At 52.8% G+C, this 22522-nt stretch carries 22 protein-coding genes and 2 pseudogenes; 8 read left to right on the top strand and 16 right to left on the bottom strand.

Translation table 11 applies throughout. The annotated features are described in order from the left end of the window. Positions 1-22: 22 nt before the first annotated feature. Positions 23-277, bottom strand: coding sequence for a type II toxin-antitoxin system Phd/YefM family antitoxin (locus tag QJT81_12705; protein WGZ92713.1), 255 nt, complete (start codon positions 275-277; stop codon positions 23-25). Positions 278-390: 113 nt separating this feature from the next. Between QJT81_12705 and QJT81_12710 the strand changes: the two genes are divergently transcribed. Continuing rightward, entirely contained in the window at positions 391-1812 is a 1422-nt protein-coding gene (locus QJT81_12710; GenBank protein WGZ92714.1) for a transposase, read from the top strand. A 337-nt stretch (positions 1813-2149) separates the two neighbouring features. On the opposite strand, the gene QJT81_12715 is transcribed toward QJT81_12710, so the two are convergent. The 4 genes from QJT81_12715 to QJT81_12730 are packed head-to-tail and all read right to left on the bottom strand — an operon-like array spanning position 2150 to position 4459. Further along, a complete protein-coding gene (locus QJT81_12715) occupies positions 2150-2725 on the bottom strand; it encodes a transposase (protein WGZ92715.1) in 576 nt (191 codons plus the stop codon). After that, positions 2676-3617, bottom strand: a complete 942-nt coding sequence (locus QJT81_12720) for an ISAzo13 family transposase (protein ID WGZ92716.1) — start codon at positions 3615-3617, stop codon at positions 2676-2678. The genes QJT81_12715 and QJT81_12720 overlap by 50 nt, the downstream gene beginning before the upstream one ends. Before the next feature lie 17 nt (positions 3618-3634). Then, positions 3635-3907 carry a hypothetical protein gene (locus tag QJT81_12725; GenBank protein ID WGZ92717.1) on the bottom strand — a complete coding sequence of 91 codons (273 nt, stop codon included), beginning with the start codon at positions 3905-3907 and terminating at the stop codon, positions 3635-3637. Between the two features lie 48 nt (positions 3908-3955). Beyond that, complete coding sequence (locus QJT81_12730; GenBank protein WGZ92718.1) at positions 3956-4459, bottom strand: transposase; 504 nt, start codon at positions 4457-4459, stop codon at positions 3956-3958. 53 nt (positions 4460-4512) lie between these two features. Here QJT81_12730 and QJT81_12735 point away from each other — a divergent pair, with 53 nt between their 5' ends. Both QJT81_12735 and QJT81_12740 read left to right on the top strand, forming a co-directional pair. Then, positions 4513-4908 (top strand): transposase, encoded by a 396-nt coding sequence (locus QJT81_12735; GenBank protein ID WGZ92719.1) that lies wholly within the window; start codon positions 4513-4515, stop codon positions 4906-4908. A gap of 176 nt (positions 4909-5084) precedes the next feature. Further along, positions 5085-5381 (top strand): annotated as a pseudogene (locus tag QJT81_12740) (transposase). 101 nt (positions 5382-5482) lie between these two features. Here QJT81_12740 and QJT81_12745 read toward each other — a convergent pair. The 5 genes from QJT81_12745 to trpD form a co-directional block, all read right to left on the bottom strand. After that, positions 5483-8926, bottom strand: a complete 3444-nt coding sequence (locus QJT81_12745; protein WGZ92720.1) for a pyruvate carboxylase — start codon at positions 8924-8926, stop codon at positions 5483-5485. Positions 8927-9041: 115 nt separating this feature from the next. Continuing rightward, complete coding sequence (locus QJT81_12750) at positions 9042-9836, bottom strand: thymidylate synthase (GenBank protein ID WGZ92721.1); 795 nt, start codon at positions 9834-9836, stop codon at positions 9042-9044. Next, positions 9833-10618 (bottom strand): prolipoprotein diacylglyceryl transferase, encoded by a 786-nt coding sequence (lgt, locus tag QJT81_12755; GenBank protein WGZ92722.1) that lies wholly within the window; start codon positions 10616-10618, stop codon positions 9833-9835. Before lgt ends, QJT81_12750 begins: the two co-directional genes overlap by 4 nt. Before the next feature lie 20 nt (positions 10619-10638). After that, positions 10639-11433, bottom strand: a complete 795-nt coding sequence (gene trpC, locus QJT81_12760; protein ID WGZ92723.1) for an indole-3-glycerol phosphate synthase TrpC — start codon at positions 11431-11433, stop codon at positions 10639-10641. Next, positions 11433-12455, bottom strand: coding sequence for an anthranilate phosphoribosyltransferase (gene trpD / locus QJT81_12765; GenBank protein ID WGZ92724.1), 1023 nt, complete (start codon positions 12453-12455; stop codon positions 11433-11435). Before trpD ends, trpC begins: the two co-directional genes overlap by 1 nt. A gap of 88 nt (positions 12456-12543) precedes the next feature. Here trpD and QJT81_12770 point away from each other — a divergent pair, with 88 nt between their 5' ends. Both QJT81_12770 and QJT81_12775 read left to right on the top strand, forming a co-directional pair. Beyond that, the gene (locus tag QJT81_12770; protein ID WGZ92725.1) at positions 12544-12732 is read left to right on the top strand and encodes a DUF2892 domain-containing protein; all 189 of its coding nucleotides are present in this window, start codon (positions 12544-12546) and stop codon (positions 12730-12732) included. A 91-nt stretch (positions 12733-12823) separates the two neighbouring features. Then, positions 12824-13507 carry a hypothetical protein gene (locus tag QJT81_12775; protein ID WGZ92726.1) on the top strand — a complete coding sequence of 228 codons (684 nt, stop codon included), beginning with the start codon at positions 12824-12826 and terminating at the stop codon, positions 13505-13507. Here QJT81_12775 and miaB read toward each other — a convergent pair. Continuing rightward, positions 13504-14868 (bottom strand): tRNA (N6-isopentenyl adenosine(37)-C2)-methylthiotransferase MiaB, encoded by a 1365-nt coding sequence (gene miaB / locus QJT81_12780; protein ID WGZ92727.1) that lies wholly within the window; start codon positions 14866-14868, stop codon positions 13504-13506. The two genes, QJT81_12775 and miaB, sit on opposite strands and share 4 nt — an antisense overlap. Positions 14869-15020: 152 nt before the next feature. Here miaB and QJT81_12785 point away from each other — a divergent pair, with 152 nt between their 5' ends. Further along, positions 15021-15728 (top strand): SH3 domain-containing protein, encoded by a 708-nt coding sequence (locus tag QJT81_12785; GenBank protein ID WGZ92728.1) that lies wholly within the window; start codon positions 15021-15023, stop codon positions 15726-15728. Positions 15729-15778: 50 nt separating this feature from the next. On the opposite strand, the gene QJT81_12790 is transcribed toward QJT81_12785, so the two are convergent. Then, the gene (locus QJT81_12790; protein ID WGZ92729.1) at positions 15779-18232 is read right to left on the bottom strand and encodes an FtsX-like permease family protein; all 2454 of its coding nucleotides are present in this window, start codon (positions 18230-18232) and stop codon (positions 15779-15781) included. Then, complete coding sequence (locus QJT81_12795) at positions 18229-18900, bottom strand: ATP-binding cassette domain-containing protein (GenBank protein WGZ92730.1); 672 nt, start codon at positions 18898-18900, stop codon at positions 18229-18231. The genes QJT81_12790 and QJT81_12795 overlap by 4 nt, the downstream gene beginning before the upstream one ends. A gap of 19 nt (positions 18901-18919) precedes the next feature. Here QJT81_12795 and QJT81_12800 point away from each other — a divergent pair, with 19 nt between their 5' ends. Further along, positions 18920-19555 carry an arylesterase gene (locus QJT81_12800; GenBank protein WGZ92731.1) on the top strand — a complete coding sequence of 212 codons (636 nt, stop codon included), beginning with the start codon at positions 18920-18922 and terminating at the stop codon, positions 19553-19555. Positions 19556-19665: 110 nt separating this feature from the next. Here QJT81_12800 and QJT81_12805 read toward each other — a convergent pair whose 3' ends face one another. From QJT81_12805 to QJT81_12815, 3 genes and pseudogenes are all read right to left on the bottom strand, one after another. Beyond that, entirely contained in the window at positions 19666-19851 is a 186-nt protein-coding gene (locus QJT81_12805; protein ID WGZ92732.1) for a hypothetical protein, read from the bottom strand. Positions 19852-20139: 288 nt separating this feature from the next. Continuing rightward, positions 20140-21021, bottom strand: a complete 882-nt coding sequence (locus QJT81_12810; protein ID WGZ92733.1) for an Rpn family recombination-promoting nuclease/putative transposase — start codon at positions 21019-21021, stop codon at positions 20140-20142. A gap of 202 nt (positions 21022-21223) precedes the next feature. Next, positions 21224-21814 (bottom strand): annotated as a pseudogene (locus QJT81_12815) (transglutaminase family protein). 87 nt (positions 21815-21901) lie between these two features. Here QJT81_12815 and QJT81_12820 point away from each other — a divergent pair. Then, entirely contained in the window at positions 21902-22513 is a 612-nt protein-coding gene (locus tag QJT81_12820; protein ID WGZ92734.1) for a hypothetical protein, read from the top strand. Positions 22514-22522 lie beyond the last annotated feature (9 nt).

A 22522-nucleotide genomic window follows, 5' to 3' on the forward strand; every position in this document is an offset into this window, starting at 1 on the left:
ACACAGGTATCTAGTAGGTACTTCATAGTTCAATATCTCTGGGCATATCTTTATTTCTTGAGAAATCAAGCCCACTTTCTGCCAGAGGCGAGTTTCTGAAGAATGATACCAAATCATCTTTTGGCTTAATAAATCTTATATAGTCTTCAAATGAAATGATAACAACAGCATTACTCCCATGCTTAGTTACAAACTGAGGTCTGTGGTGTATTGCACTATCGACTAATTGACTGAATTTGCTTTTTGCATCTTGGAGTTGCCATATGTTCTTTTCCATAGCTCTAACCTCGTATTAAACTACTCAACAGTCATAAGTTCTCCCCATTCCCCCAAGCAGCACGAAATCCCTTAGAGTAGGCGTTACCAGCGACCTATTATCCAAGGGACATCATGCTAGTTGATCTATACCAGAACCTTCACCACTTTAAAAGTGAATTTTCGCGCCAGCGAGCATGGCTATTGTTTTGCGCCATCATCCTGAGCTTTTTAGCGGCGACCGAGATGAGCGGGGTCACGTCGATGTGCCGTTACTGGTTATCGGATGAACGGGGCTACCATCGGTTGCTCCATTTTTTTCGTGCCGGGTCTTACCATCCTGAGCGGTTACGGGCGAGCTGGCAGCGGTGGGTGTTGTCCCATGCGCCGCTGGTTGAGGTGGCGGGGCGTTTGGTGGTGCTGGGCGACCATACCCATGTGGTTAAGGATGGTGGGCGGATGCCGGGGGTCGTTTCCTTGCGGGAAACCTCGGAAACCCAAAGCAAACCGGACTATTTCCGGGGGCAGTGTTGGGGAGCCGTGGGGTTGTTGGTGGGGAGCCTGTCCGCCTGTTTCTGCCTGCCGCTGAGTTTGCAAATCCATCAGGGGTTTCGGCATTTGGGGGAAGAGGATGCTAACGACCCGACACTCAAACTGGGGACACGGGTGGTGCAGATGGCGTTGTCGTTTGCGCAGGTGAATGACCGCCCGGTGTGGCTGGTGCTGGATGCGTTCTTTGCCACGGCTTCGGTGTTCCGGCTGGCACGCTCGGTTTGGTCGGTGGCGTTACAACAACCACTGGTGCAGGTCATCACCCGCGCTAAAAAGAACTATGTGGCCTACTTCCCTGCGCCACCCAAACCGCCGGGAAGGCGTGGGCGGCAACGCCAGTACGGGATGAAGCTGGTGTTGTGGGAAGCCTTTGACCATGCTGATTTTTTCCGTGAAGTGACCCTGTGCATTTATGGCAAGGAGGAGTCGGTACGCCTGATGTCCCATACCCTGTGGTGGAAACCGTTAGGGCAGCCGCTGCAATTTGTCTGGGCAGTCACTTCCCGTGGCCCCATCCTGCTGATGTGTTCGGATTTGGTGCTGGACGCGGAAACCATCCTCACCCTGTACTGCCGACGCACCCGGATTGAAACCTTGTTTGATGCCCTGAAAAATACCATGGGCGCATTCCGCTTCCACTTCTGGAGCCGTTACCTGCCGCGCCATTCCCGGCGACCTACCGCCAATCGGCATCTCAAAGCCCCCCAAGCACAGCACCTCCCCACGGTGGTGGCCTGCTGGCAGGCAATGGAAACCTTTGTGTTGTGTGCCTGCATCGCCACCGGTTTGCTACAACTGTTTTCCCTCAAGTACCATGAGGGGCTTTGGAAGCAGCAGGTCTTGTATTTGCGCACCCGTTCCCGTGAATTGCCTTCCGAGAACACCGTGCGACAGATTTTAGCACCACTACTGGCACGGCAATTACTGCGCTCTCCCCCCAAAGCCTTCTGGTGGCGAATTAACGCGGCCGTCAACGGCGATGAGGACGATGATAGGCAAACATGAACCGCTAACAGCGGGAAAATACCCATAATCAAGGTGTTAAAACAGCAGTTCAGTAAGGCTGCTGCCTAACATCATGCTTGGTTTTGGGGGAATGTCACGACTGTTGAGTAAACTAGACAGACTAGACGGTATTTTCTTTTCTGAATTTTGTCAAGTGTGTGAGGAATCTATGTGCAGCCAACGAGGGTGTAGAAAAACCCGAATCTGATCATCCCATCCAGACCGGTCAGTCATTTTTTCACCGCTGCCAATTCCTGCTTCCCCATAACGACCTGAATGCCACCTGATACGGGCAATACGGTGGATTTTTGCGTGTTTGGCTGCATCATTTCCCCCTTCATGCGGCATACCCGTAATGAGCCAGCTTTTCGAGGTTGTGCATCAGGCAAAACAGTTTCCATTGCCCGTCCACTTTGGCTTTGCTGCGCAAGGTGAAGCGGTGCAGGCGTTTGTTGCCGCGCAAGTTCCCAAACACCGGTTCGACGGTGGCGAAGCGTTGGGTGATCATGCGTTTGCCGAGGTCAGAGTCGATTTTGGGCTTCATCAAATCGCTGTGGCTGGGGGTGTCATCGCGCTTGCCTTGCAGGAACGTCACTTGCCGGGCGCGGGTTTTTGCCGGGTCTTTCAGGCATTGGGGACGCTGTGTACAGGGTTCACAGTCACGGAACGCGCCTTGGAAACGTACCGAAGCATAGCCATTCAGGGTGCAATTCTTGCCAGTACGGTAAAGGCGTTTTCCCGCAGGGCAAAGACAATGGCTAAGGTCAGCGGCTAATTGGAAGTCGGCAGGTTTATAGGTTTTGGCTTTGCTGGGCTTGGGGCATTTGTTCGATAAGGAACTGTCCCGAAATAACTTCCCGAAATCAGGGGGACTGAGGGACAGCGGAGTAGTTCCATTTTGGCAGGAAGTCATCGAACTGGATGGTCATGTTATCCTTGAACGCTTGGGTATACTTGCGCCCGGTTTCAAAAACTTTACTGATGATGCGGACAGCGACCTTCAAGCCAGTGGTGGTTTCCGTTTTTGCCATGTAGTGTTTGGCGGTTTCGACCGTTTCCAACGGCACACCCCGGCAGGCACGGGTCACATGGGGGAACAGTCGGTGTTCAATCGGGTTGTATTTGGAGCAATAGGGCGGGTAGTGGGCGATGCGTATTGTCAGGTTCAGGCTGTCCGCCAATGCCTGCAAGTCTTGCTTGAACAGGTACGCAGAGGAACTGTTGCTGCCACCACCGTCACATAAGACCAACAGCTCGTCAGCTTCGGGGTAGTTGGGTTTCCCTTGCTCACGCCACCATAAGCCAAGGCTTTCGCAGGCAAACTCGGTGGTGTCGTGGCTGGTGTTCAGGTGCAGTGCCGCTTCGTTGCGGGCAAGGTCGTAGATGCCGTGGGGGATCACCTGACCATTGCCATAGCTGGGGAAGTCATGGTCATTGACCTCCGTGGGTTCGACGGCATCCGTTACCCCTTCACGGTAAAAGTTGCCCAGCAGTTCCTTCTTTTTGGTGTCAATGCTGATCACGGGTTTGCCTGCTTGCAGGTAGGTTTGTTTGAGTTGGGCAATCTTTTCAAACTGGGCATTACGGTCAGCGTGTTGCCCCATGGTGCGTTTCTTCTGGGGCTTGCGGCGGCGGTAGCCGTGCTCCCGCAATAGGCGCGACACCACGTTTTTCCCAGCCGATGTCCCCAATGCCTGCATCCGCCGGGCAATCTGCCGACGTGACAGGTTCGTCCATTTCACCGCCTCCCGCATGGGGTCGCCTGCCGTATGATCCTTTAAAACTTGGCGAAAATGCTCATCCAATTGCAGGTGCGTAGCGTTCAGCCGTTTGCGCCCGCCCCTTTTTTTCGCTGCCTTACGGTGGGCAAGCCATCTTCCGATTCCAACTCCGTCAACCCGTGGCGGATGGTTTTGGGGTCACAGTCCAATAACCGGGAAATGTAGTCCTGCCCCCCGTGCCCAAGCCGGACGGCTTCCACGGCGGCGTAGCGGCGGCGGTCACGCTCATTGAGCGATTGGTAGAACCGCTGCATTTGTTTTTCTATGGCTGATGGGTAAACATCCATTGGCTCATCCTCGGTGTTGATTGGCATTACAAGGGGCTATCTTCCCCCTTTCGCTGTTAGCAGAAAAGAGGGAAGTTATTTCGGGACAGTTCCTAAGGGGTCAGGTTTTTGCTGATGCACCGTCTGATCGGCATAGCGTTCATCGCGTTTGCGGTAATCCTTGTCAGGGATGTAGGCATCAATTCCAGCATCTGCCAAGGCTTTGAGGTTGGCTTCACTGTGGTAGCCGTTGTCGGCGGTGATCACCGTTTCGGGCTTACGCATTGAAGCGGTGGCATTGACCACCGGGATCAGCAGTTCTTGCTCCGACCCTGTGCCGTGGGCTTGGGCTTCGACAATGATTTGGTAGTGGCAATCCACGGCTGCTACGCCGGTATAACCTTGCACCACGCCTTTGCTGGTCGCCATTTTGGCCGATTCGTTGTCGGTGCGGTTGGACAGGCGGATACTGCCTTTGGCGCCTTGGCGGTCTTTGGGGTTGTCTGCCAACCAGTCACGTAACTGCTGGGCTTCGTGTTGCAGGCATTTCAGTTGTGGCTCAATATGTGTTTCAGGGTCTTGTTTTCCCCGGCATTGCAAACGTCATGGATAGCGGTAAAGTTAGCCATTTCCGATAGCCAAGGAGAGGCTTCATGACCTCGCTCATCAGTATTTCCAGCTTGACCAGTGATGCCGCCTGTTTCGAGCAAGTCCGTTCCCTGCGTTGGCCTAATGGGGTGATTTGTCCGCACTGCGGTTCACAGGACACTATCCGTCGAGGCAAGGATGACACCCAGCAGGAACGCCAACGTTACCAGTGTAAGGATTGTCAAAAGCGTTTTGATGACCTGACAGGGACGGTATTTGAAGGCCACCATCAGCCGCTGAAGGTGTGGGTGCTGTGTCTTTACCTGATGTCGTTGAACCTATCCAACCAACAAATCGCCCGCGAATTGGGGTTGAACAAGGATGATACGCAGGCGATGACGGAACAGTTACGGCGCGGTGTCGAGAAAAAAAACGCCAGTAAACCTGTCTGGGAATGTTGAATTTGATGAGGTTTATGTCAAGGCCGGACACAAGGGAAACCCCGAAGCCGTCGCGGATGCCGGGCGTGAAGGTCGCCGCCGCGCCCTGAAAGGTGCACCGGGGCGTGGGACACTGGAGAAAGACAACCCCCCCCATCTTCGGCATGATCCAGCGTTCCGGGGAGGTGGTGATCCGTATGCTGGCGAATGTGAAACAGGCGACGATCAAGCCGTTGATTGTGGAAACGGTGGCAGCCGGTACGCTGGTGTACACCGATGAGTACAACATTTACAGCCGGTTGGAAGCTTGGGGTTATGCCCACAAAACTGTCAATCATGGTTCAGGTGAATATGCCCGTGACGAGGATGGTGACGGTTTCCATGAGGTTCACGTCAACACGATGGAAGGTTTTTGGTCACTGTTGCGCTCATGGTTACGCCCACATCGGGGTATCTCACAAGAGAAACTGCCGTATTACCTTGCGTTCTTTGAGTCTTTACACAACATCAGAAAGCGGGGAAAAACTGCACTGCATTCCTTGCTTTCGCTGCTGCTGGGATAAGACCCTGAAACGCATATTGAGCCACCTAAAATTTATTCGAATTCGACGACCAAATCACCCTGCTCGACCAATTCTCCAGCCTGCAAGTGAACTTTCTTCACCTTACCCGCTTCTGGCGCAGTAATCGTCGTTTCCATCTTCATCGCCTCAATGACAAACAGCGGCGCATTCTGCTCCACTTCATCACCCGCCTTGACCATGATGGCAGAGAGCTTGCCCTGCAACGACGTACCCACTTCATTCGGGTCAACCGCTTTCTGATTGGTAGCACGAGTCGGCTTCACCGACAAATCGCGGATTTGCACCGCACGGATTTGCCCATTGAAGTCAAACGTCACGCCACACATACCGTTCTCATCCGTCGGTGAACGGTACAGCAAGCGGATAATCAGTACCTTACCGCGTCCCAAATCAACCAGCACTTCCTCGTTCAGCTTCAAGCCATAGAAGAACAGCGAAGTCGGCAAATGGCTAATTTCGCCGTATTCCTGCTGATGCTTGTAAAAGTCGCGGAATACCGCCGGATACATGGTGAATGACAGGAAATCGAGGAACGTTTGCTCAGGGTCAAACTCTTGCTTAAATGCTTCAAATGCCGCCTCCAAATCCACCGGCTTCAAGTGATCATTCGGACGACCCGTGTACGGCTTTTCGCCTTTAAGGATGATGTCACTCAAGTCTTTCGGGAAACCGCCCGGTACTTGTCCCAAGCCGCCTTTGAACAAGTCGATCACGGAATCAGGGAACGCCAAGGTGCGCCCACGTTCCATCACATCCTGCTCGGTCAGGCCGTTGGAAGTCATGTAAATCGCCATGTCACCGACGACTTTGGACGATGGGGTAACTTTCACGATGTCGCCGAACATGCGGTTGACAACAGCGTAGTTTTCCTTCACTTCCTCGAATTTATGTTCCAATCCCAGCGCAATCGCTTGCGGGCGCAGGTTGGAATATTGCCCACCCGGAATTTCGTGGTTGTACACTTCCGCCGTCCCTGCCTTCAAGCCAGACTCGAACGGGTAGTACATTTCGCGCACGTCTTCCCAGTAATTCGCGTAAGCATTCAAAGACTTGAGGTTGTACGGCTGTTCACGCGGCTGTCCTTCCATCGCTGCAATCAGCGAGTTCAGGTTAACCTGTGAAGTCAGCCCCGACATGGAACTCATGCAACCGTCCACGATGTCCACACCCGCTTCAATCGCTTTCAGCAAGGTAGCGGATTGAATCGAGGCGGTGTCATGCGTGTGCAAATGAATTGGAATACTCACCGTGTCTTTCAACGCCGTAATCAAGGTGGTCGCCGCATACGGCTTCAACACGCCTGCCATATCCTTGACCGCCAGCATGTGCGCCCCCGCATCTTCCAGTTGCTTCGCCAAATCGAGGTAGTATTGCAAGTTGAACTTATTCGCCGGATCTTTGTTCAACACATCGCCGGTATAGCAAATCGTGCCTTCCGCAATCCCGCCAGTACGCTCACGCACGCACTGAATGGACTTGCGCATCCCTTCAATCCAGTTCAGCGAGTCGAAAATACGGAATACGTCGATACCGTTTTCCCACGACTTTTCGATGAAGGCTTCCACCACATTGTCGGGGTAGGCGGTATAACCCACTGCATTCGAGCCACGGAACAGCATCTGGAACAGGATGTTAGGAATCGCTTCCCGCAACAGCTTGAGACGATCCCACGGGCATTCGTGCAAGAAGCGCATCGCCACATCAAACGTCGCTCCACCCCACAATTCTAGCGAGAACAATTGCGGGTGATTCTTGGCCAAACCTTCGGCAATTTTCATCATATCGTCGGTACGCACGCGGGTCGCCAGCAAGGACTGGTGCGCATCACGTAGCGTGGTATCGGTATAGAAAATATTCGGCTGGTCTTTCACCCATTGGCAGAACTTTTCCGCACCCATTTCGTCCAGCAAGTTTTTGCTGCCCTTCGGGTATGCGCCTAATTTGTCGAAATCGGGAATAATCGGCTTGCGGAAATGCTTATTAGGGTCAACGTATTTCACATCGGGGTTGCCATTAACGGTCACATTGCCGATGAATTTCAACGTTTTGGTGCCACGGTCAAAGCGCAACGCGGTGTGGAACAGTTCTGGGTGGTTGTCGATGAACGTCACCGCGCATTTGCCACTGGTAAATACTTCATGTTGCAACACATTTTCGAGGAAACCGATATTGGTTTTCACGCCACGGATGCGGAATTCCTGCAAGGCACGTAAGTTGCGGTTGGCAGCACCTTCCAGCGTGCGCCCCCACGTCGTCACTTTGACCAACATCGAATCGAAGAACGGCGATACTTTTGCACCAGGGTAAGCCGCACCCGCATCCAGCCGCACGCCGAAACCGCCACTGCTGCGGTACGCGATAATTGTGCCGTAATCGGGTTTGAAACCGTTTTCAGGGTCTTCGGTGGTAATGCGGCACTGCACCGCGTAACCGTTGCATTCGACTGATTCTTGGTTGGGAATACCGATTTCAGGGTCATCCAACCGTGCACCGCCTGCGATCAAAATCTGGCTACGCACAATGTCGATGCCAGTGATTTCTTCGGTGATGGTGTGTTCCACTTGCACACGCGGGTTCACTTCGATGAAGTAAATGCGTTCGTCTTTGTCGACCAAGAATTCAACCGTACCCGCACACGAATAGTCTACGTGACGGGTGATGGCTAGGGCGTATTTGTACAGATTTTCGCGCGTTTCATCTTTCAGACTGGTACTGGGCGCAACTTCGACCACTTTCTGAAAGCGGCGTTGCACGGAACAATCGCGTTCGTACAAATGCACCAGATTGCCGTGCGTATCGCCCAAAATCTGAATTTCGATGTGCTTGGGCGAGTCGATGTATTTTTCGAGGAAAACGGTAGCATCACCGAAGGCTTTTAGCGCTTCGTTACGCGCATCGTGGTACGCACCCTCCAACTGCGACGGGTCACGCAACACGCGCATCCCGCGCCCACCGCCACCCGACGCAGCTTTCAACATCAGCGGATAGCCAATGCGGTCGGCTTCGCGACGTGCGATGTCCAGCGTATCTAACGGTTCACGGCTGTCTTCGATGACAGGCAGTCCGGCAGTGATGGCGTTTTCTTTCGCGGCAACTTTGTCGCCTAAACGCTGCATCGCTTCGGGTGTCGGTCCCACGAAAATAATGCCTTCTTCGCGACAACGCTGGGCAAAGCGCACATTTTCGGACAGAAAACCGTAACCGGGGTGAATCGCATCAACATGATGGCGCTTGGCAGTTTCAATAATGGCTTCAATATCGAGGTAGGGTTTGAGCGGTTCGTCGTCTTTGCCGATCTGGTAGGCTTCGTCCGCCTTGTAACGGTGTGGTGAAAAACGGTCTTCATAGGTGTAGATGGAAACCGTACACAGCTTGAGTTCGGCTGCTGCACGCAGGATACGGATCGCAATTTCGCCACGGTTGGCGACCAGAAGTTTCTTGATTGAGCGGGTCATGGAACTACCTTCGATAAGAGTGGAATGGGTTGCCATTAACGGTGGGCTGGGTGTGGAACTTGAGCGTATCCACACTATTATTATGCCAATAGTTTGCGTGAGTGGGCGGCGCTAGTCAAACCGCTATTGGTGCTTTAATCAGCGGATGGTGGGCGTAATCAACCAATTCAAAGTCATCATAAGTAAATGCGAACAAATCAGTCACTGCGGGGTTCAACTTCATCTGCGGCAGTGGGTACGGTTCACGGCTCAGTTGCAATTCCACCTGCTCCAAATGATTGGAATACAAATGTGCATCCCCCAGCGTGTGAATAAATTCACCGGGTTGCAGCCCCGTGACTTGCGCCACCATCATGGTCAGCAACGCGTAGGAGGCAATATTGAACGGTACACCGAGGAAAATATCCGCGCTGCGCTGGTACAACTGACACGACAGCTTGCCTTCCGCCACATAAAACTGGAAAAAGGCGTGGCATGGTGGCAATGCCATATTATCCACATCCGCCACATTCCACGCGCTGACGATAATGCGGCGCGAATCCGGGTTGGTTTTCAATTGCTGGATAATTTGGGCAATTTGGTCAATATGCCGCCCGTCAGGAGTCGGCCAGTTGCGCCACTGATAGCCGTAAACTGGCCCCAGTTCACCACGTTCATCCGCCCATTCATCCCAAATACTAACCCCATTATCCTTGAGGTAACGAATATTGGTATCGCCCTTCAGAAACCACAGCAACTCATGAATAATCGAGCGCAAATGCAACTTTTTGGTGGTGACAACGGGAAAACCAGCACTCAAATCAAAACGCATCTGATAGCCGAATACGGATACCGTACCCGTTCCTGTGCGATCGGCTTTGACGAAACCATGATCACGCACATGGCGCATTAAATCGAGGTATTGCTTCATGCCTTCGCCTTTTTATACGCAAACCACATAAACAACACGCCGAGCAGAATCATCGGCACACTCAACACCTGCCCTTGCGTGACCCAGCCCCACGCCACGTAGCCGAGCTGCGCATCCGGTTCACGCACAAATTCCACAATAATCCGCGCCATGCCATAACCAACAAGAAATAAGCCAGAAATTGCTCCCACCGGCGGCGAACGCTTCCGAAACCAATTCAGCACGAGGAACAGCACCAAACCTTCGAGGAATGCCTGATAAAGTTGTGACGGATGCCGCACGATATTATCCACTTGCGGAAACACCATACCCCACGGCACATCCGTCGCCCTGCCCCACAATTCGCCATTAATGAAATTGCCGATACGCCCCGCTCCCAAACCGATGGGGACAAGTGGCGCAACAAAATCACTGACTTGAAAGAAATTCAGCTTCCAACGCCGCGCCAGCAAGAACATCGCCAGAATCACCCCCAGCAAACCGCCGTGGAAACTCATGCCGCCATCCCAAATCTGGAACAACGACATCGGGTCAGACAAGAAGCCTTTCAAGTTGTAAAACAGCATGTAACCAATGCGCCCACCGGCAACCACGCCAATCGCGCCCCAAAACATCATGTCATCCACACGATCTTCGGTCATGACGCTATGCGGTTCTTTCGCCCGCATTTTGCCAATGAATAAAAAGCCGAGGAAACCGATCACGTACATTAGCCCGTACCAATGCACTTGCAACGGGCCCAGCGATAACGCAACGGGGTCAAATTGAGGGTGTACCAGCATAAGTTGTGTTTACTCGCTTGCTAGAAAAACAGTTTTTTGAGTTCGGAGCCGGGATCTTCCGCCCGCATGAAGGCTTCGCCCACCAGAAAGGCGTTCACGCCGTGGTCACGCATCAGTTGCACATCGGCGGGGGTATGGATGCTGCTCTCTGTCACCAGCAACACGTTTTCCGGCACGTCAGGCAACAGATCAATCGTGGTTTGCAGAGACGTTTCAAACGTCCGCAAATTGCGGTTATTGATGCCGATCAGTGGCGCATTGAGACGCAAGGCACGCCCAAGTTCATCCTTGTCATGCACTTCAATCAGCGCATCCATGCCCAGTTCCGTTGCCAGCGCGTACAGATCCGTCATCTGTGCGTCAGCCAATGCCGCCACGATCAGCAGGATGCAATCTGCACCGATGGCGCGTGCTTCATACACCTGATACCGATCAACGATGAAATCTTTACGAATAACGGGCAGTTGGCACGCCGCACGTGCGGCTTGCAAATAGCTTTCGCTGCCTTGGAAATAGTGCGCATCGGTCAACACCGACAAACACGCCGCACCGCCGCGCTCGTAACTCGCCGCAATCGCAGGCGGGTCGAAATCGGCACGAATCAAGCCTTTGCTCGGCGACGCTTTCTTGATTTCGGCAATCACCGCCGCTTCACCCGCCGCGAGACGTTTGCGCATGGCTTGCTCGAAACCGCGCACGGGCGAAGCACTCGCCGCCTCTGCCTGCAATTGCGCCAAGCTACGCACGGCAGAACGTGCCGCGATTTCTTCCTGCTTGGTGCGCAGGATTTTTTGCAAAATATCAGGAGTACTCATCAGGCATCAAAACTTTTCGTTAGGTCAATCAATTGCTGCAAACGCACAGCGGCTGCACCGGAATCCAGCACTTGCTGGGCTTTAGCAACACCAGCCGCATGGCTATCCGCCAGACCTGCCACATAAATTGCCGCACCCGCATTCAAGCACACAATATCACGCGCGGTGCCTTGCTCACCGGCAAACACGCGCTGAATCAGTTGCAGGCTCTCTTGCGCCGTTTCCACCCGCACACTGTCGAGGCTGGATTGCTGCAAACCTACATCTTCGGGCTGGATGGTATATTCGGTGATCATGCCGTCTTTCAACTCTGCGACGAAAGTGAGTGCAGCGGTGCTGATTTCATCCAAACCGTCAGCGGCGTGTACCACCATGACATGTTTACTGCCTAAATTTTTCAGCACTTCCGCCATCGGGCGTACCCAATGTTGGTCAAACACGCCTAGGACTTGGTTGGGCGCATTCGCTGGATTCGACATCGGCCCCAATAAGTTGAAAATCGTGCGTACACCCAACTCGCGGCGTGGCGCACTCGCATGACCCATGGCACTGTGGTGCTTTTGCGCAAACAAAAAGCCCACACCTAAGGTATTGATGCACTCAGCCACTTGTTCAGGGGTAATGTTCAAATTCACGCCAGCCGCCTCCAACACATCCGCACTGCCGGATTTGCTGGAAATCGAACGGTTGCCATGCTTAGCCACTCGCGCCCCCGCTGTGGCGGCAACAAACGCACTCGCGGTGGAAATATTGAACGTGCCGGACGAATCCCCGCCCGTACCACAGGTATCCACCAAATGCTCCGGCGATACAGCAACGCGGGTCGATAATTCGCGCATCACACTGGCAGCAGCACTGATTTCGGTAACGGTTTCACCACGCATCCGCAAGCCAATCAGAAACCCACCGATTTGCGCGGGAGTCGCCTGACCTGTCATGATGGTACGCATCGCATCTGTCATTTCTTCGGTGGAAAATGAGCCGTTTTCCGTGATCTTACGTATATATTTTTGCAATTCCATGAAATCTGCTTGATTCTTGCTAAGATAGGTATGGATGAATGCTAACATGGATTTGGTCTTTTGTGTTCACTACTGAAAGAGGTGTCTTATGGAAAAGAACGTTGGCAGCATGGATAGAAATATCCGTTTCGGGGCAGGCGCTGTTCTGCTGATTTGGGGCTTGGTGTTTAAGGGCGGTATCTTGCTCACGCTGATCGGGATTGTGCTGTTAGCCACTGGCTACCTGAACTTCTGCCCAGCTTATAAATTGATTGGCATGAATACCGATAAGAAATAAGTCGATTTCTACTGCGCTGGCTAGCGTCATTTGCCGCTAGTCGGTCAGTATGCGATATTCACTACCATTTTTAGAATGGATAGTTTGCACCATGATCATCAAACCCAGTGAACACCCCGGTTCACACGAACGTCATTTACTCCGCAAAGCCAGCAACCCGCTATTCCCTAACGCCCCCACGCTGGACGATGACAACCTCATCGACGCGCAACGGCTGGATCACGAAGCCCTGCAAACCTTCAACACCGAATTTCGCGCTTTGCTGGAAGAAACGACTTCGCTCACTGGCAATGTTGAGAGTGAGGTGATTTTGCAGCTCAAAGACCGGTTAGATCGGGCGTATGAAGCCGCTTCCAGCGTTGGCGGCGATACCACTGCCATGAAAGGCGCGATTCGCAAATTGCTAGGCTTTATGATGGCCAGCGTGCGCCGAGGTGCAGGCAATGATGCGCACGCACACCTAGAGCTTGATCAGGAAGAAACGGCGCGTGAAGCCCATTTTGCCTTGCTGGATGCACCATTAGTGGCAGATTTGTTACACCCCGAATCGCCGATTCACCCCGACGAACTCGTTCCCACCCTGCTGTCTGCCGACAAGGACGAGCTGCAATTAGCCCTGCAAATGTTCGACGAAGTGCAATTGCTGACCATTTTAAGCCAAGGTGCAGCACTGCTGGAACAATTACAGGGCGAAGGCGTGAATGTCAGTCTTCCGCAGGAAAAACTGGCATTCATGCAAGGCTATGCGGAATTTGCGGGCGGATTGTCACCCTAAGCAACCGCTTCCATCACCATCCGCCCAACCTCACTTTCCACCGCGACGATTTCACCGCGCAGGGAATTCGGTTGGGCTTCGGTAATGCGGACATCCACAAACCGACCAATCAAATTCGCCTGCCCGTCGAAATTCACTACACGATTATTTTCGGTACGCCCTGCCATTTGCGCATGTTTGCGGGAGGGGCGTTCCACCAATACCCGTTGCACCGTCCCCACCATTGCTGCGCTGATGGCATTGGCTTGCGCCAGAATGCGGGTTTGCAAGTGTTGCAAGCGGTCTTTTTTCACCGATTGCGGCACATCATCCGGCAAGCTCGCGGCGGGTGTGCCGGGGCGTTGGCTGTAGATAAAGCTGAAACTCAAATCGAAGTTCATCTCTGCAATCAGCTTCATGGTATCGGCAAAATCCTGCTCGGTTTCACCGGGGAAGCCAATAATAAAGTCGGATGACAAGCTCAAATCCGGGCGAATCTTGCGTAACTTGCGGATTTTGGCTTTGTATTCAATCGCCATGTGATTGCGCTTCATCGCCATCAAAATCCGGTCAGAACCGCTTTGCACCGGCAAATGTAAATGGCTGACCAATTCCGGCACATCCGCGTACACCTCAATCAAACTGTCGTTGAATTCATTAGGGTGTGAGGTGGTGTAACGGATGCGATCAATTCCATCGACCGCTGCCACGAAAGTAATCAAGGTCGCTAAATCAGCAATCGAACCGTCGTGCATTTTGCCGCGATACGCATTCACGTTTTGCCCCAGCAAATTGACTTCACGCACCCCTTGCGCCGCGAGTTGCACGACTTCAGTAATCACGTCATCAAAGGGACGGGAAATTTCTTCACCACGGGTGTAAGGCACCACACAGAAGGTGCAATATTTGCTGCAACCCTCCATCACCGACACAAACGCCGTCGGGCCTTCGGCACGCGGTTCGGGCAAATTGTCGAACTTTTCGATTTCGGGGAAGGAAATATCCACCACCGCATGGTGTTCGGTGCGTACTTGGCGAATCATATCCGGCAAGCGGTGCAAGGTTTGCGGGCCAAACACCACATCCACCACGGGTGCGCGTTGGCGTAAGGCTTCACCCTCTTGACTCGCTACACAACCGCCGACACCAATCACAATATTGGGATTTTTATCTTTGAGTTTTTTCCAGCGCCCCAATTGCGAGAACACTTTTTCCTGCGCTTTTTCGCGGATCGAACAGGTATTCATCAGCAGCACATCGGCTTCTGCGGGGTTATCAGTGAGTTCCATACCCTGCGCATGATGCAGCACGTCCAGCATCTTGGCTGAATCGTACTCGTTCATTTGGCATCCGTGGGTTTCGATAAAAATTTTGCCTGCCATTGTGTCCGTTCTATCCGTCGTGAAAGCGTGGGGAAACGGGCTATTATCCCCGCTCTGTTGAATCCAAACAACTTTTCGCGAAAACAGACTAAAATTGTGGGTGTAATGCCCGCGAGGGGCACTTTAATGAATAGAAATCGTAGGAATACACCATGAAAGCAGCTTCATTTTTCTCAGCATTGGCCTTAGCGCTGGCACTCAGCGTTTCCAGCGTACAAGCGGCAACGGATGTGCACGTAGTCACTGGTGTGACAGCAGGTGAATTCTTAAACATGCGGGCGAATGCTGGCACTAATAACAGCATTGTCGGTCGAATCCCACATAACGGCCAAGGTATTGTTACCACCGGTGAAGAGAAAAAAGTCGGTAGCACTGTCTGGGCAAAAATTTACTGGAACGGCGTAGGCGGCTGGGTTAGCAAACGCTATTTATTACCGGAAGACCAAGCAGCGAGTGCGCCACCTGCACCAATGCCAGCGCCTGCTGCACCACCTGCGGTTGTCGTGCCACCAATCAAAGTTCCGTCTAATGTCACGCCACCACCCGCAAAAGCCGCGAGTAATACCTTGGTGTGCAGTGGCACCGAACCCTTCTGGCGCATCGACGTGACCGATACCAATTTAAGCGTGAATATGATGGATGGCCCACAGTACAGCGTACCTGTGACTTTCCGCCAAACGTCGGCAAATAACGCCACCATCGCGGTGATTGCCGGAATCGCTGGTGCGAATAATACCCAAGCATTCATGCAAAAAGTCAGCAGTTGCAGCGACGGCATGTCAAATACGAATTACCCGTATGCCATCACAGCGGTCTTGAATAACCAGCGTGTGGTATCCGGCTGCTGCCGCGTGCAGTAAACACCTATGCCCCTCGCTGAAGAGTGAGGGGTATATGATGCTGTAGCTCTTTACGCTTTCAGCAATGACAATGGCAACACCCGCAATAACCCGCGTAAATTCCAATAACCCGCCACCCCGACCAGCACACTGCCCAGCAATGTCCCCAGCAACAATGGCAGCAGATTTAAATGCATATCCAGATCAAACAGGTAATAAGCCAACACATTTCCCGCCGTTAACGCCAATAATCCCGCCAATGCCCCAGCTAATGCCCCCAACAACAGGAACTCACCCCAAATCCGCCGTTGCAATAATGCCCGCCCTGCCCCCAGCGATTTAAGAATAGCCAATTCGCGCCGCCGCTCCGCCTTTTGCGACTGCAACGCCGCAATCAACACCACCACACCCGCAATCAAGGTGAATACAAAAATCCCCTGCACCGCAAGACTGACCTGTTCCACCAAAGAACGCACTTCATTCACAATCGCCCCCACATCAATCGCGGTAACGCTAGGAAATTGGCGAATCAGCGCCGTCACCAGTGGCTTTTTATCGCCCAAATGAATGCTGGTAATCAAAGTTTGCGGCATCGTTGTCACACTACCGGGTGCAGCAATCACAAAGAAATTCGGCTGCATACTGTCCCAGCGCACTTCGCGCACACTGGTCACAGTATCGCTCAAACGCTGCCCCGCAATATCAAACGTCAGTTTATCGCCCATGCCAAACTGTAAGGTTTCGCCAATCCCCTGCTCAATCGACAAGCCGCTTTGCTTGCCATCAAACCACTGACCTTCCAGCAACGCATTGCTGGCAGGAAAAGTAGCAAATGACGACAGGTTAAACTCACGTTCTAGTAAACGTTGCGCCCGCTGCTCCTCATAATCTTCCGGCTTCACCGGCTTATCATTGATTGCCACCAAACGCCCGCGAATCATGGGATACAGCGTCGCCTTCACGCCGTGTTCGCTGAAAAAACCTTGTAACGGTGCGGCTTCAGCCGGTTGAATATTAATCAAGAAATGATCGGGCGCATCCGCAGGCAAGGTTTCCTGCCACCGATCCAATAAATCAGTACGCACCGTTGTCAGTAACAATAACGCAAACAAGCCCGTTGCAAACACCACCACCAGCAATACCGCCCGCTGTGACCGCCCCAAGGCAGGCAACCACCCGCCCCCAACACGCTTGCCCAGATGCTGTGCCAGCCGTAACGCTGCCCCTGCCAATACCCAAAACAAACCAATCCCAACGACCAGCCCTACCAATAACAACCCCGCCAGTTTCACATCACGCGCTTGCAGCCATAGCAAACCAAACACCGCCAACACCACACACCCCACCACCAACCACAACGATTGCTGTGGGCGTTGCAATGCCCCCTGCAAAATTTGCATCGGCGACGTATTCACTAAGCGTAATAACGGCGGCAAGGCAAACCCCAGCAATAGTACCACCGCCGTCAACAAGCCATTCAGCGCAGGCATCATGCTTGGCGCAGGCAAATCCTTACCCACAAAACGGCTCAACCATTCCGCCAAACCCAATTGCAACACCAAACCTAACACCACACCGATAGCCGCAGCCAGCAACGCAGTCAACAGCAGCGAAAACGCATGATCCAGCAGCACTTGCCGCCGTGACATCCCCATCGCTTTTAACACCGCCACCGCTGGCAATTCGCGCCGCATCAAACTCGCCGACGTCAGCACCACTGCCGCACCCGCCAATACCACGCTCAATAATGCCGCCAACCCCAGAAAACGCCCCGAACGTTGCAAGGTTTGCTGCACCGATGATAAATCTTCATCCAAGGTACGCACCCGCTCCGTCGACTTTAACTGCGGCTCCAGTTCCTGCTGCAACTGCTTAATCAGTTTGACTTGCCCTGCAAACAACTGGTTGAAACGCGCCCGACTGGCAGGTGACAGCAATTCTGTGGCGGGCAAATCGTCCACATTCATCAACACCACCGGCGCAAGCTGGAATAAATTGCTGCTACGGTCAGGCTCTTGAGTCAATACGCGCGTGAGTTTAAAAGTGCTACGCCCCAGCGTCACCATTGCACCCGCTTGCACCTCCAGTTCGGCGAACAAACGGGCTTCTGCCCAAATTTCCCCACGTGCCGGAATTTGCCCGGTAGATAGCACTTCCACAGCATCCGGCGCAGCGGCTGTTTTCAAATCACCCCGCAACGGGTAAGCGCTGGAAACCGCTTTCAATTGGGTCAGTTGTAACTTGTCACTGATGGAAGCCATGCTAGGGAAACTCACGGTTTCTGCCGTTTCCAACCCTAAGGCTTGCGCCCGTTGCACATAAGCTTTGTCTAAAGGACGTGCCGACGTTAGCACCAAATCACCACCCAACAACTGCCGGGCTTGCGCTTGCATGGCATTTTCCACGCGACTGCTGAAAAAACCGACGGAAGTCACCACCGTGACCGACACAATCAATGCCAGCAGCAACAACCGCAATTCCGGCATCCGCCAGCGTTGTTGCCAATGCCTGAACAGCAAACTCATACCAACGCCCCTTCGACCAACCGATAATGCTGTTGGCAACGTGCCGCCAGCGTTTCATCATGTGTCACTAGCACCAAGGTGGTTTGCAACTGTGCTTGCAATGTAAACAACAGATCACTGATTTCCTTACCAGTTTCCCGATCCAAATTGCCCGTTGGTTCATCGGCAAACAGCACTTGCGGGCGTGTCACAAACGCCCGCGCCAGCGCTACCCGCTGTTGCTCACCACCGGAAAGCTGATTCGGGTAATGGCTCAAACGTTCCGCCAGCCCCACTTGTTGCAAGGCTTCCGTTGCGAGACGAGTACGGTCAGTCCCCGACGCCCCCAACTCCAAAGGCAACATCACATTTTCCAGTGCCGTCAGATTTTCCAGCAAATGGAAAGATTGGAACACAAACCCGACTCGCCCCAAACGCAATGCCGCCCGCTGGTCTTCATCCAAACCCTCAAGGTTTTGCCCAAACAACGTCACCGTACCACTGGTCGGCAAGTCCAAGCCCGCCAATAAACCTAACAAGGTGCTTTTACCCGACCCCGACAACCCAGTAATCGCCACCGACTCCCCAATGTCAATAGCGAGACTCACACCCCGGAGAATTTGCAATTCACGCCCAACTTGGGGGATAGTTTTGACCAAATGAGTGGTCTGAATAACTGTTTTGTTCATGTTCTGAAGGAATCCGTTGATGTTGCGCACACTTTACCTGATCTTTTGCCTCTTGGGCTTTTTACCAGTCACGACTGTGGTTATGGCGAATGAGACACCTCCCGCTGCTAGGGATTTCCCAACCCTCTTAATTTGGGGTGATAGCTTGAGCGCCGCTTATGGGATTCCGGTCGAAGAAGGCTGGGTAAACCTGTTACAAGAGAAGCTGGAAGATAAATACCGCGTGGTTAACGGCAGCATCAGCGGTGAAACCAGTGCTGGCGGCTTGACCCGTTTACCCGACGCCCTTAAAACACACCAACCCGCTTATCTGTTACTGGAGCTGGGCGCAAACGACGGGTTACGTGGTATTGACTTGCCGACCATGCGCAGCAATCTGGAACAAATGGTGAAACTGGCACAGGAAGCCAAGGCACAAGTAATACTGATCGGCATTAAGCTACCACCGAATTATGGCACAACTTTCACTGACAAATTTGAAGCCATCTATGCAGAACTAGCCAAACAATACGCGCTGCCAATCGTGCCATTTTTGCTTGAGGGCGTAGCGGAAGATTGGGATTTGATGCAGGCAGATGGCTTGCACCCCACCGCAGCAGCGCAGCCGCAGGTGTTGGGAAATGTTTGGAAGGTATTAGAGGGCGTGTTGCCCTGATATGCTCATATACTGTAAGCGACCATTTCAGCACGTCTAGCCCTCGCGATTTCCACGTCCTAAACTGGTTTCCAACCTGAACAACCGAAGGAAACCCCGATGAAACGCCCTCACCGCCGCGCCAGCGAATGGCAAACCCTCATCAGCCAATGGCAAGCCAGCGGCTTATCCGCCCCAGCATTAGCCTCCTGAATGCGCGGTTTTAGTTCATTTTCCAGGAACTTTTCTTGTGCTTCCACATCAGCTTTGGCGGGTATCATCCCCACTTTATGGATGTCCATCCCTATTTTCTTCATAAAGACACGTACCCTGTCCTCACTGCGTTTGATTCCTGTCAGCTCCTCAATCTTAGCGGCTGCCGCCTTGCTGGTTGCGGGGGATATTCACGAAAATAGGCTTCAATCTTGTCTTTATATGCCATCAAATCACTCTGTGGTTTATTGAATCGTATTTCTTTAAGAGCTTCTAAACCGTTAGGTTGTAGGTAGGCGTTTAGGTAGGCAAGCAGCGTGGCTTCGTAAACGGGGTAAAATGCCGCACCAAAATCATGACTCGCCGCGCAATTTCCGCTTGAACATGAGCATTCATTCCCATTTTCCTAGCGCACTCAGAACCGATTCCACCATTGCCAATGAAATACCCAGATTTTTAACAATACTCGCCGTGTCAAAACCGTTGGAATGCAATGCCAATATGGATTGCCTCATCCCCTCTTCGCGCCCTTTCTGAATACCTTCCTCCAGCCCTTCTTCACGCGCTGTATCGACGGCATTCTTCAAATCACGGTAATGCTTCAAACTGTCTTCGTAAGCGCGACGTTCTGTCGGGTTGAAACAAGCAATTTGTGCCGCATCAAACAGCTTAAGGAATATTGCTTCGTGCAAAACAGGCGGTATTTCCTGCATTTCGTGCAAATGCCTGAATATATACAGCCATTTGTCTTGCGTCGTATGCAGTTCATCCAGCGACTTATTAAAATGGGGAAGTGTCAGGTAAATGAATGTCAGCTTGTCGTAAAACACATGCCCATTCTGGTTTTTAAGCTGGATGGTGTGAATCACCTCCTTGTCGTGGATTTCCCGGTCTTCCTCAAACACAAAATCAAGGATACCGATGGTATAAACCGCCGCCAGCTTATAATCCCAATCGCCCCGCTGTGCCTGCTCCTGAATCGGAAACGTGGCGTAATACAGGCTGCGATCCTTGAAAAAATTCTGCTTGGCTTTCTGCAACTCGACAATGAAACGTTCACCCGTCGGGCTGATACAGTTCAGGTCAAAAATGGCTTTGCGGTCAAGCGCGGTGTAGCCCTGATGTTCATTACGGGTGTACTGCAAGTCCTGAACCCGGTGTTTTTCTGGCAGCAGCGTATTCAGGAAACTGATCAGCAGTTCCTTGTGCGGCTCTTCCCCAAACAACTTCTTGAAACCGAAGTCAGTGAAGGGGTTGATGTACTTGTCCTGCATAGTGCTGACCTACCGAAGTGATGACTGTAGGACTGTGATTTTAGCACAAACCCAACTCACGGCGATGCGACAAGTTGCCGATCTCCACCCCCGATAGCCTTCCCACCCGCCCGCATTGGACAGACGGTGGACATCAATTGAGCAGGAAGCAAAAAGCCCCGCCTTGCAAAAGGAGGGGCGGGGGGAGGTTAGGAGGGGGTTATTATGACCGCCGTAAATCCAATGTATACGGATAATCCGCATTCACCTCTTCCGGCGGCGGACTCATCGGCTGCGGCTTCGCCCCATGCTCATAGAACGCCCGCGTGGCTTCCGACAAGAACTTCGGCTCAATAACCCCCGGCGTATGTTCCTCACGGAAACGCGAGAAGCGCCGACTTTCCGCCTCATACGCATTCACCGGGAAGATCTCGGAATTGCGCCCGCCCGGATGCGACACATGGTAAGTGCAACCACCCACCGAACGCCCATTCCAAGTATCAATGATGTCGAACACCAACGGCGCATGAATCCCAATCGTCGGATGCAACGCGGAAGGCGGCTGCCAAGCGCGGAAGCGCACTCCCGCCACATACTCACCCTTCACGCCAGTAGCCTTCATCGGCACACGCCGCCCATTACACGCCACCACGTAGCGCGAATCGGTCAAACCATTGATTTTCACCTGCACCCGTTCCAACGACGAATCCACAAACCGCGCCGTACCCGCCGTCCCCCAACGCACCAAGCGATGCGCATACGGCGTATTCCAGAACCGCACCATCAGGGTACGGATCAACAAATTGCGCCGCAAACGGTCAAATTGAGTGCATGGTTCTAATTATTCCAAATATCCGCGCTGTGCTAACATAGAGAATGTAGCATCATCGGGAAATTGATCATGACAACCCTTACGACACCACCGCCAACTTTTGACGACATTCTGCGTCTGTTGCAGGAATTGGTTGCCTCCCAGAAAGAAACTGACCAAAAGTTCAAAGATACCGACCAACAGATCAGGGATACTTCACAGCAAATCAAGGAAATGTCTCAAGCTACCGACCGCAAAATCAAGGAAGTCTCCACTCAAATCGGTAGGCTGGGCAATCGTTTAGGTGACTTTATTGGGGAAGCTGTACGTCCTGCTGCGGTGCGGCTTTTCCGCGAACGTGGGATTGATGTGCATGAAGTTCACCAGAACATCATCGCCAAACGGGATGGCGAGTCACTGGAACTGGACTTGCTGGTGGTCAACGATACCGACACGGTGGCGGTAGAATGCAAAAGCAACCTCAGCATTGATGATGTAAACGAGCATCTGGAACGCTTGGGCAAACTGAAACGATTGTTGCCGCGTTATGCCGATTCGTGCGTGTATGCGGCGGTGGCGGGAATGGTGATCCCGTCCCATGTGGCGGCGTATGCCATCCGCAAGGGGTTGTTTGTGATTGGGCAGAATGGGGATGACCTTAGTCTGCTCAATGACGTGTCATTTAGTCCGATTTGCTGGTGATTAGTGTTT

Source organism: Candidatus Thiothrix putei, from assembly GCA_029972225.1.
Lineage (GTDB): Bacteria > Pseudomonadota > Gammaproteobacteria > Thiotrichales > Thiotrichaceae > Thiothrix > Thiothrix putei.

Excerpts from the sequence above, each read along its gene's own strand:
- QJT81_12820 (WGZ92734.1), top strand. The coding sequence starts at position 21,902 with ATGACAACCCTTACGACACCACCGCCAACTTTTGACGACATTCTGCGT.
- QJT81_12770 (WGZ92725.1), top strand. The coding sequence starts at position 12,544 with ATGGAAAAGAACGTTGGCAGCATGGATAGAAATATCCGTTTCGGGGCA.
- QJT81_12710 (WGZ92714.1), top strand. The coding sequence starts at position 391 with ATGCTAGTTGATCTATACCAGAACCTTCACCACTTTAAAAGTGAATTT.
- QJT81_12745 (WGZ92720.1), bottom strand. The coding sequence starts at position 8,926 with ATGACCCGCTCAATCAAGAAACTTCTGGTCGCCAACCGTGGCGAAATT.
- lgt (WGZ92722.1), bottom strand. The coding sequence starts at position 10,618 with ATGCTGGTACACCCTCAATTTGACCCCGTTGCGTTATCGCTGGGCCCG.
- QJT81_12725 (WGZ92717.1), bottom strand. The coding sequence starts at position 3,907 with ATGCCAATCAACACCGAGGATGAGCCAATGGATGTTTACCCATCAGCC.
- QJT81_12795 (WGZ92730.1), bottom strand. The coding sequence starts at position 18,900 with ATGAACAAAACAGTTATTCAGACCACTCATTTGGTCAAAACTATCCCC.
- QJT81_12805 (WGZ92732.1), bottom strand. The coding sequence starts at position 19,851 with ATGAAGAAAATAGGGATGGACATCCATAAAGTGGGGATGATACCCGCC.
- QJT81_12785 (WGZ92728.1), top strand. The coding sequence starts at position 15,021 with ATGAAAGCAGCTTCATTTTTCTCAGCATTGGCCTTAGCGCTGGCACTC.
- trpC (WGZ92723.1), bottom strand. The coding sequence starts at position 11,433 with ATGAGTACTCCTGATATTTTGCAAAAAATCCTGCGCACCAAGCAGGAA.
- QJT81_12735 (WGZ92719.1), top strand. The coding sequence starts at position 4,513 with ATGACCTCGCTCATCAGTATTTCCAGCTTGACCAGTGATGCCGCCTGT.
- QJT81_12775 (WGZ92726.1), top strand. The coding sequence starts at position 12,824 with ATGATCATCAAACCCAGTGAACACCCCGGTTCACACGAACGTCATTTA.
- QJT81_12800 (WGZ92731.1), top strand. The coding sequence starts at position 18,920 with ATGTTGCGCACACTTTACCTGATCTTTTGCCTCTTGGGCTTTTTACCA.
- trpD (WGZ92724.1), bottom strand. The coding sequence starts at position 12,455 with ATGGAATTGCAAAAATATATACGTAAGATCACGGAAAACGGCTCATTT.
- QJT81_12750 (WGZ92721.1), bottom strand. The coding sequence starts at position 9,836 with ATGAAGCAATACCTCGATTTAATGCGCCATGTGCGTGATCATGGTTTC.
- QJT81_12810 (WGZ92733.1), bottom strand. The coding sequence starts at position 21,021 with ATGCAGGACAAGTACATCAACCCCTTCACTGACTTCGGTTTCAAGAAG.
- miaB (WGZ92727.1), bottom strand. The coding sequence starts at position 14,868 with ATGGCAGGCAAAATTTTTATCGAAACCCACGGATGCCAAATGAACGAG.
- QJT81_12705 (WGZ92713.1), bottom strand. The coding sequence starts at position 277 with ATGGAAAAGAACATATGGCAACTCCAAGATGCAAAAAGCAAATTCAGT.
- QJT81_12790 (WGZ92729.1), bottom strand. The coding sequence starts at position 18,232 with ATGAGTTTGCTGTTCAGGCATTGGCAACAACGCTGGCGGATGCCGGAA.
- QJT81_12715 (WGZ92715.1), bottom strand. The coding sequence starts at position 2,725 with ATGACTTCCTGCCAAAATGGAACTACTCCGCTGTCCCTCAGTCCCCCT.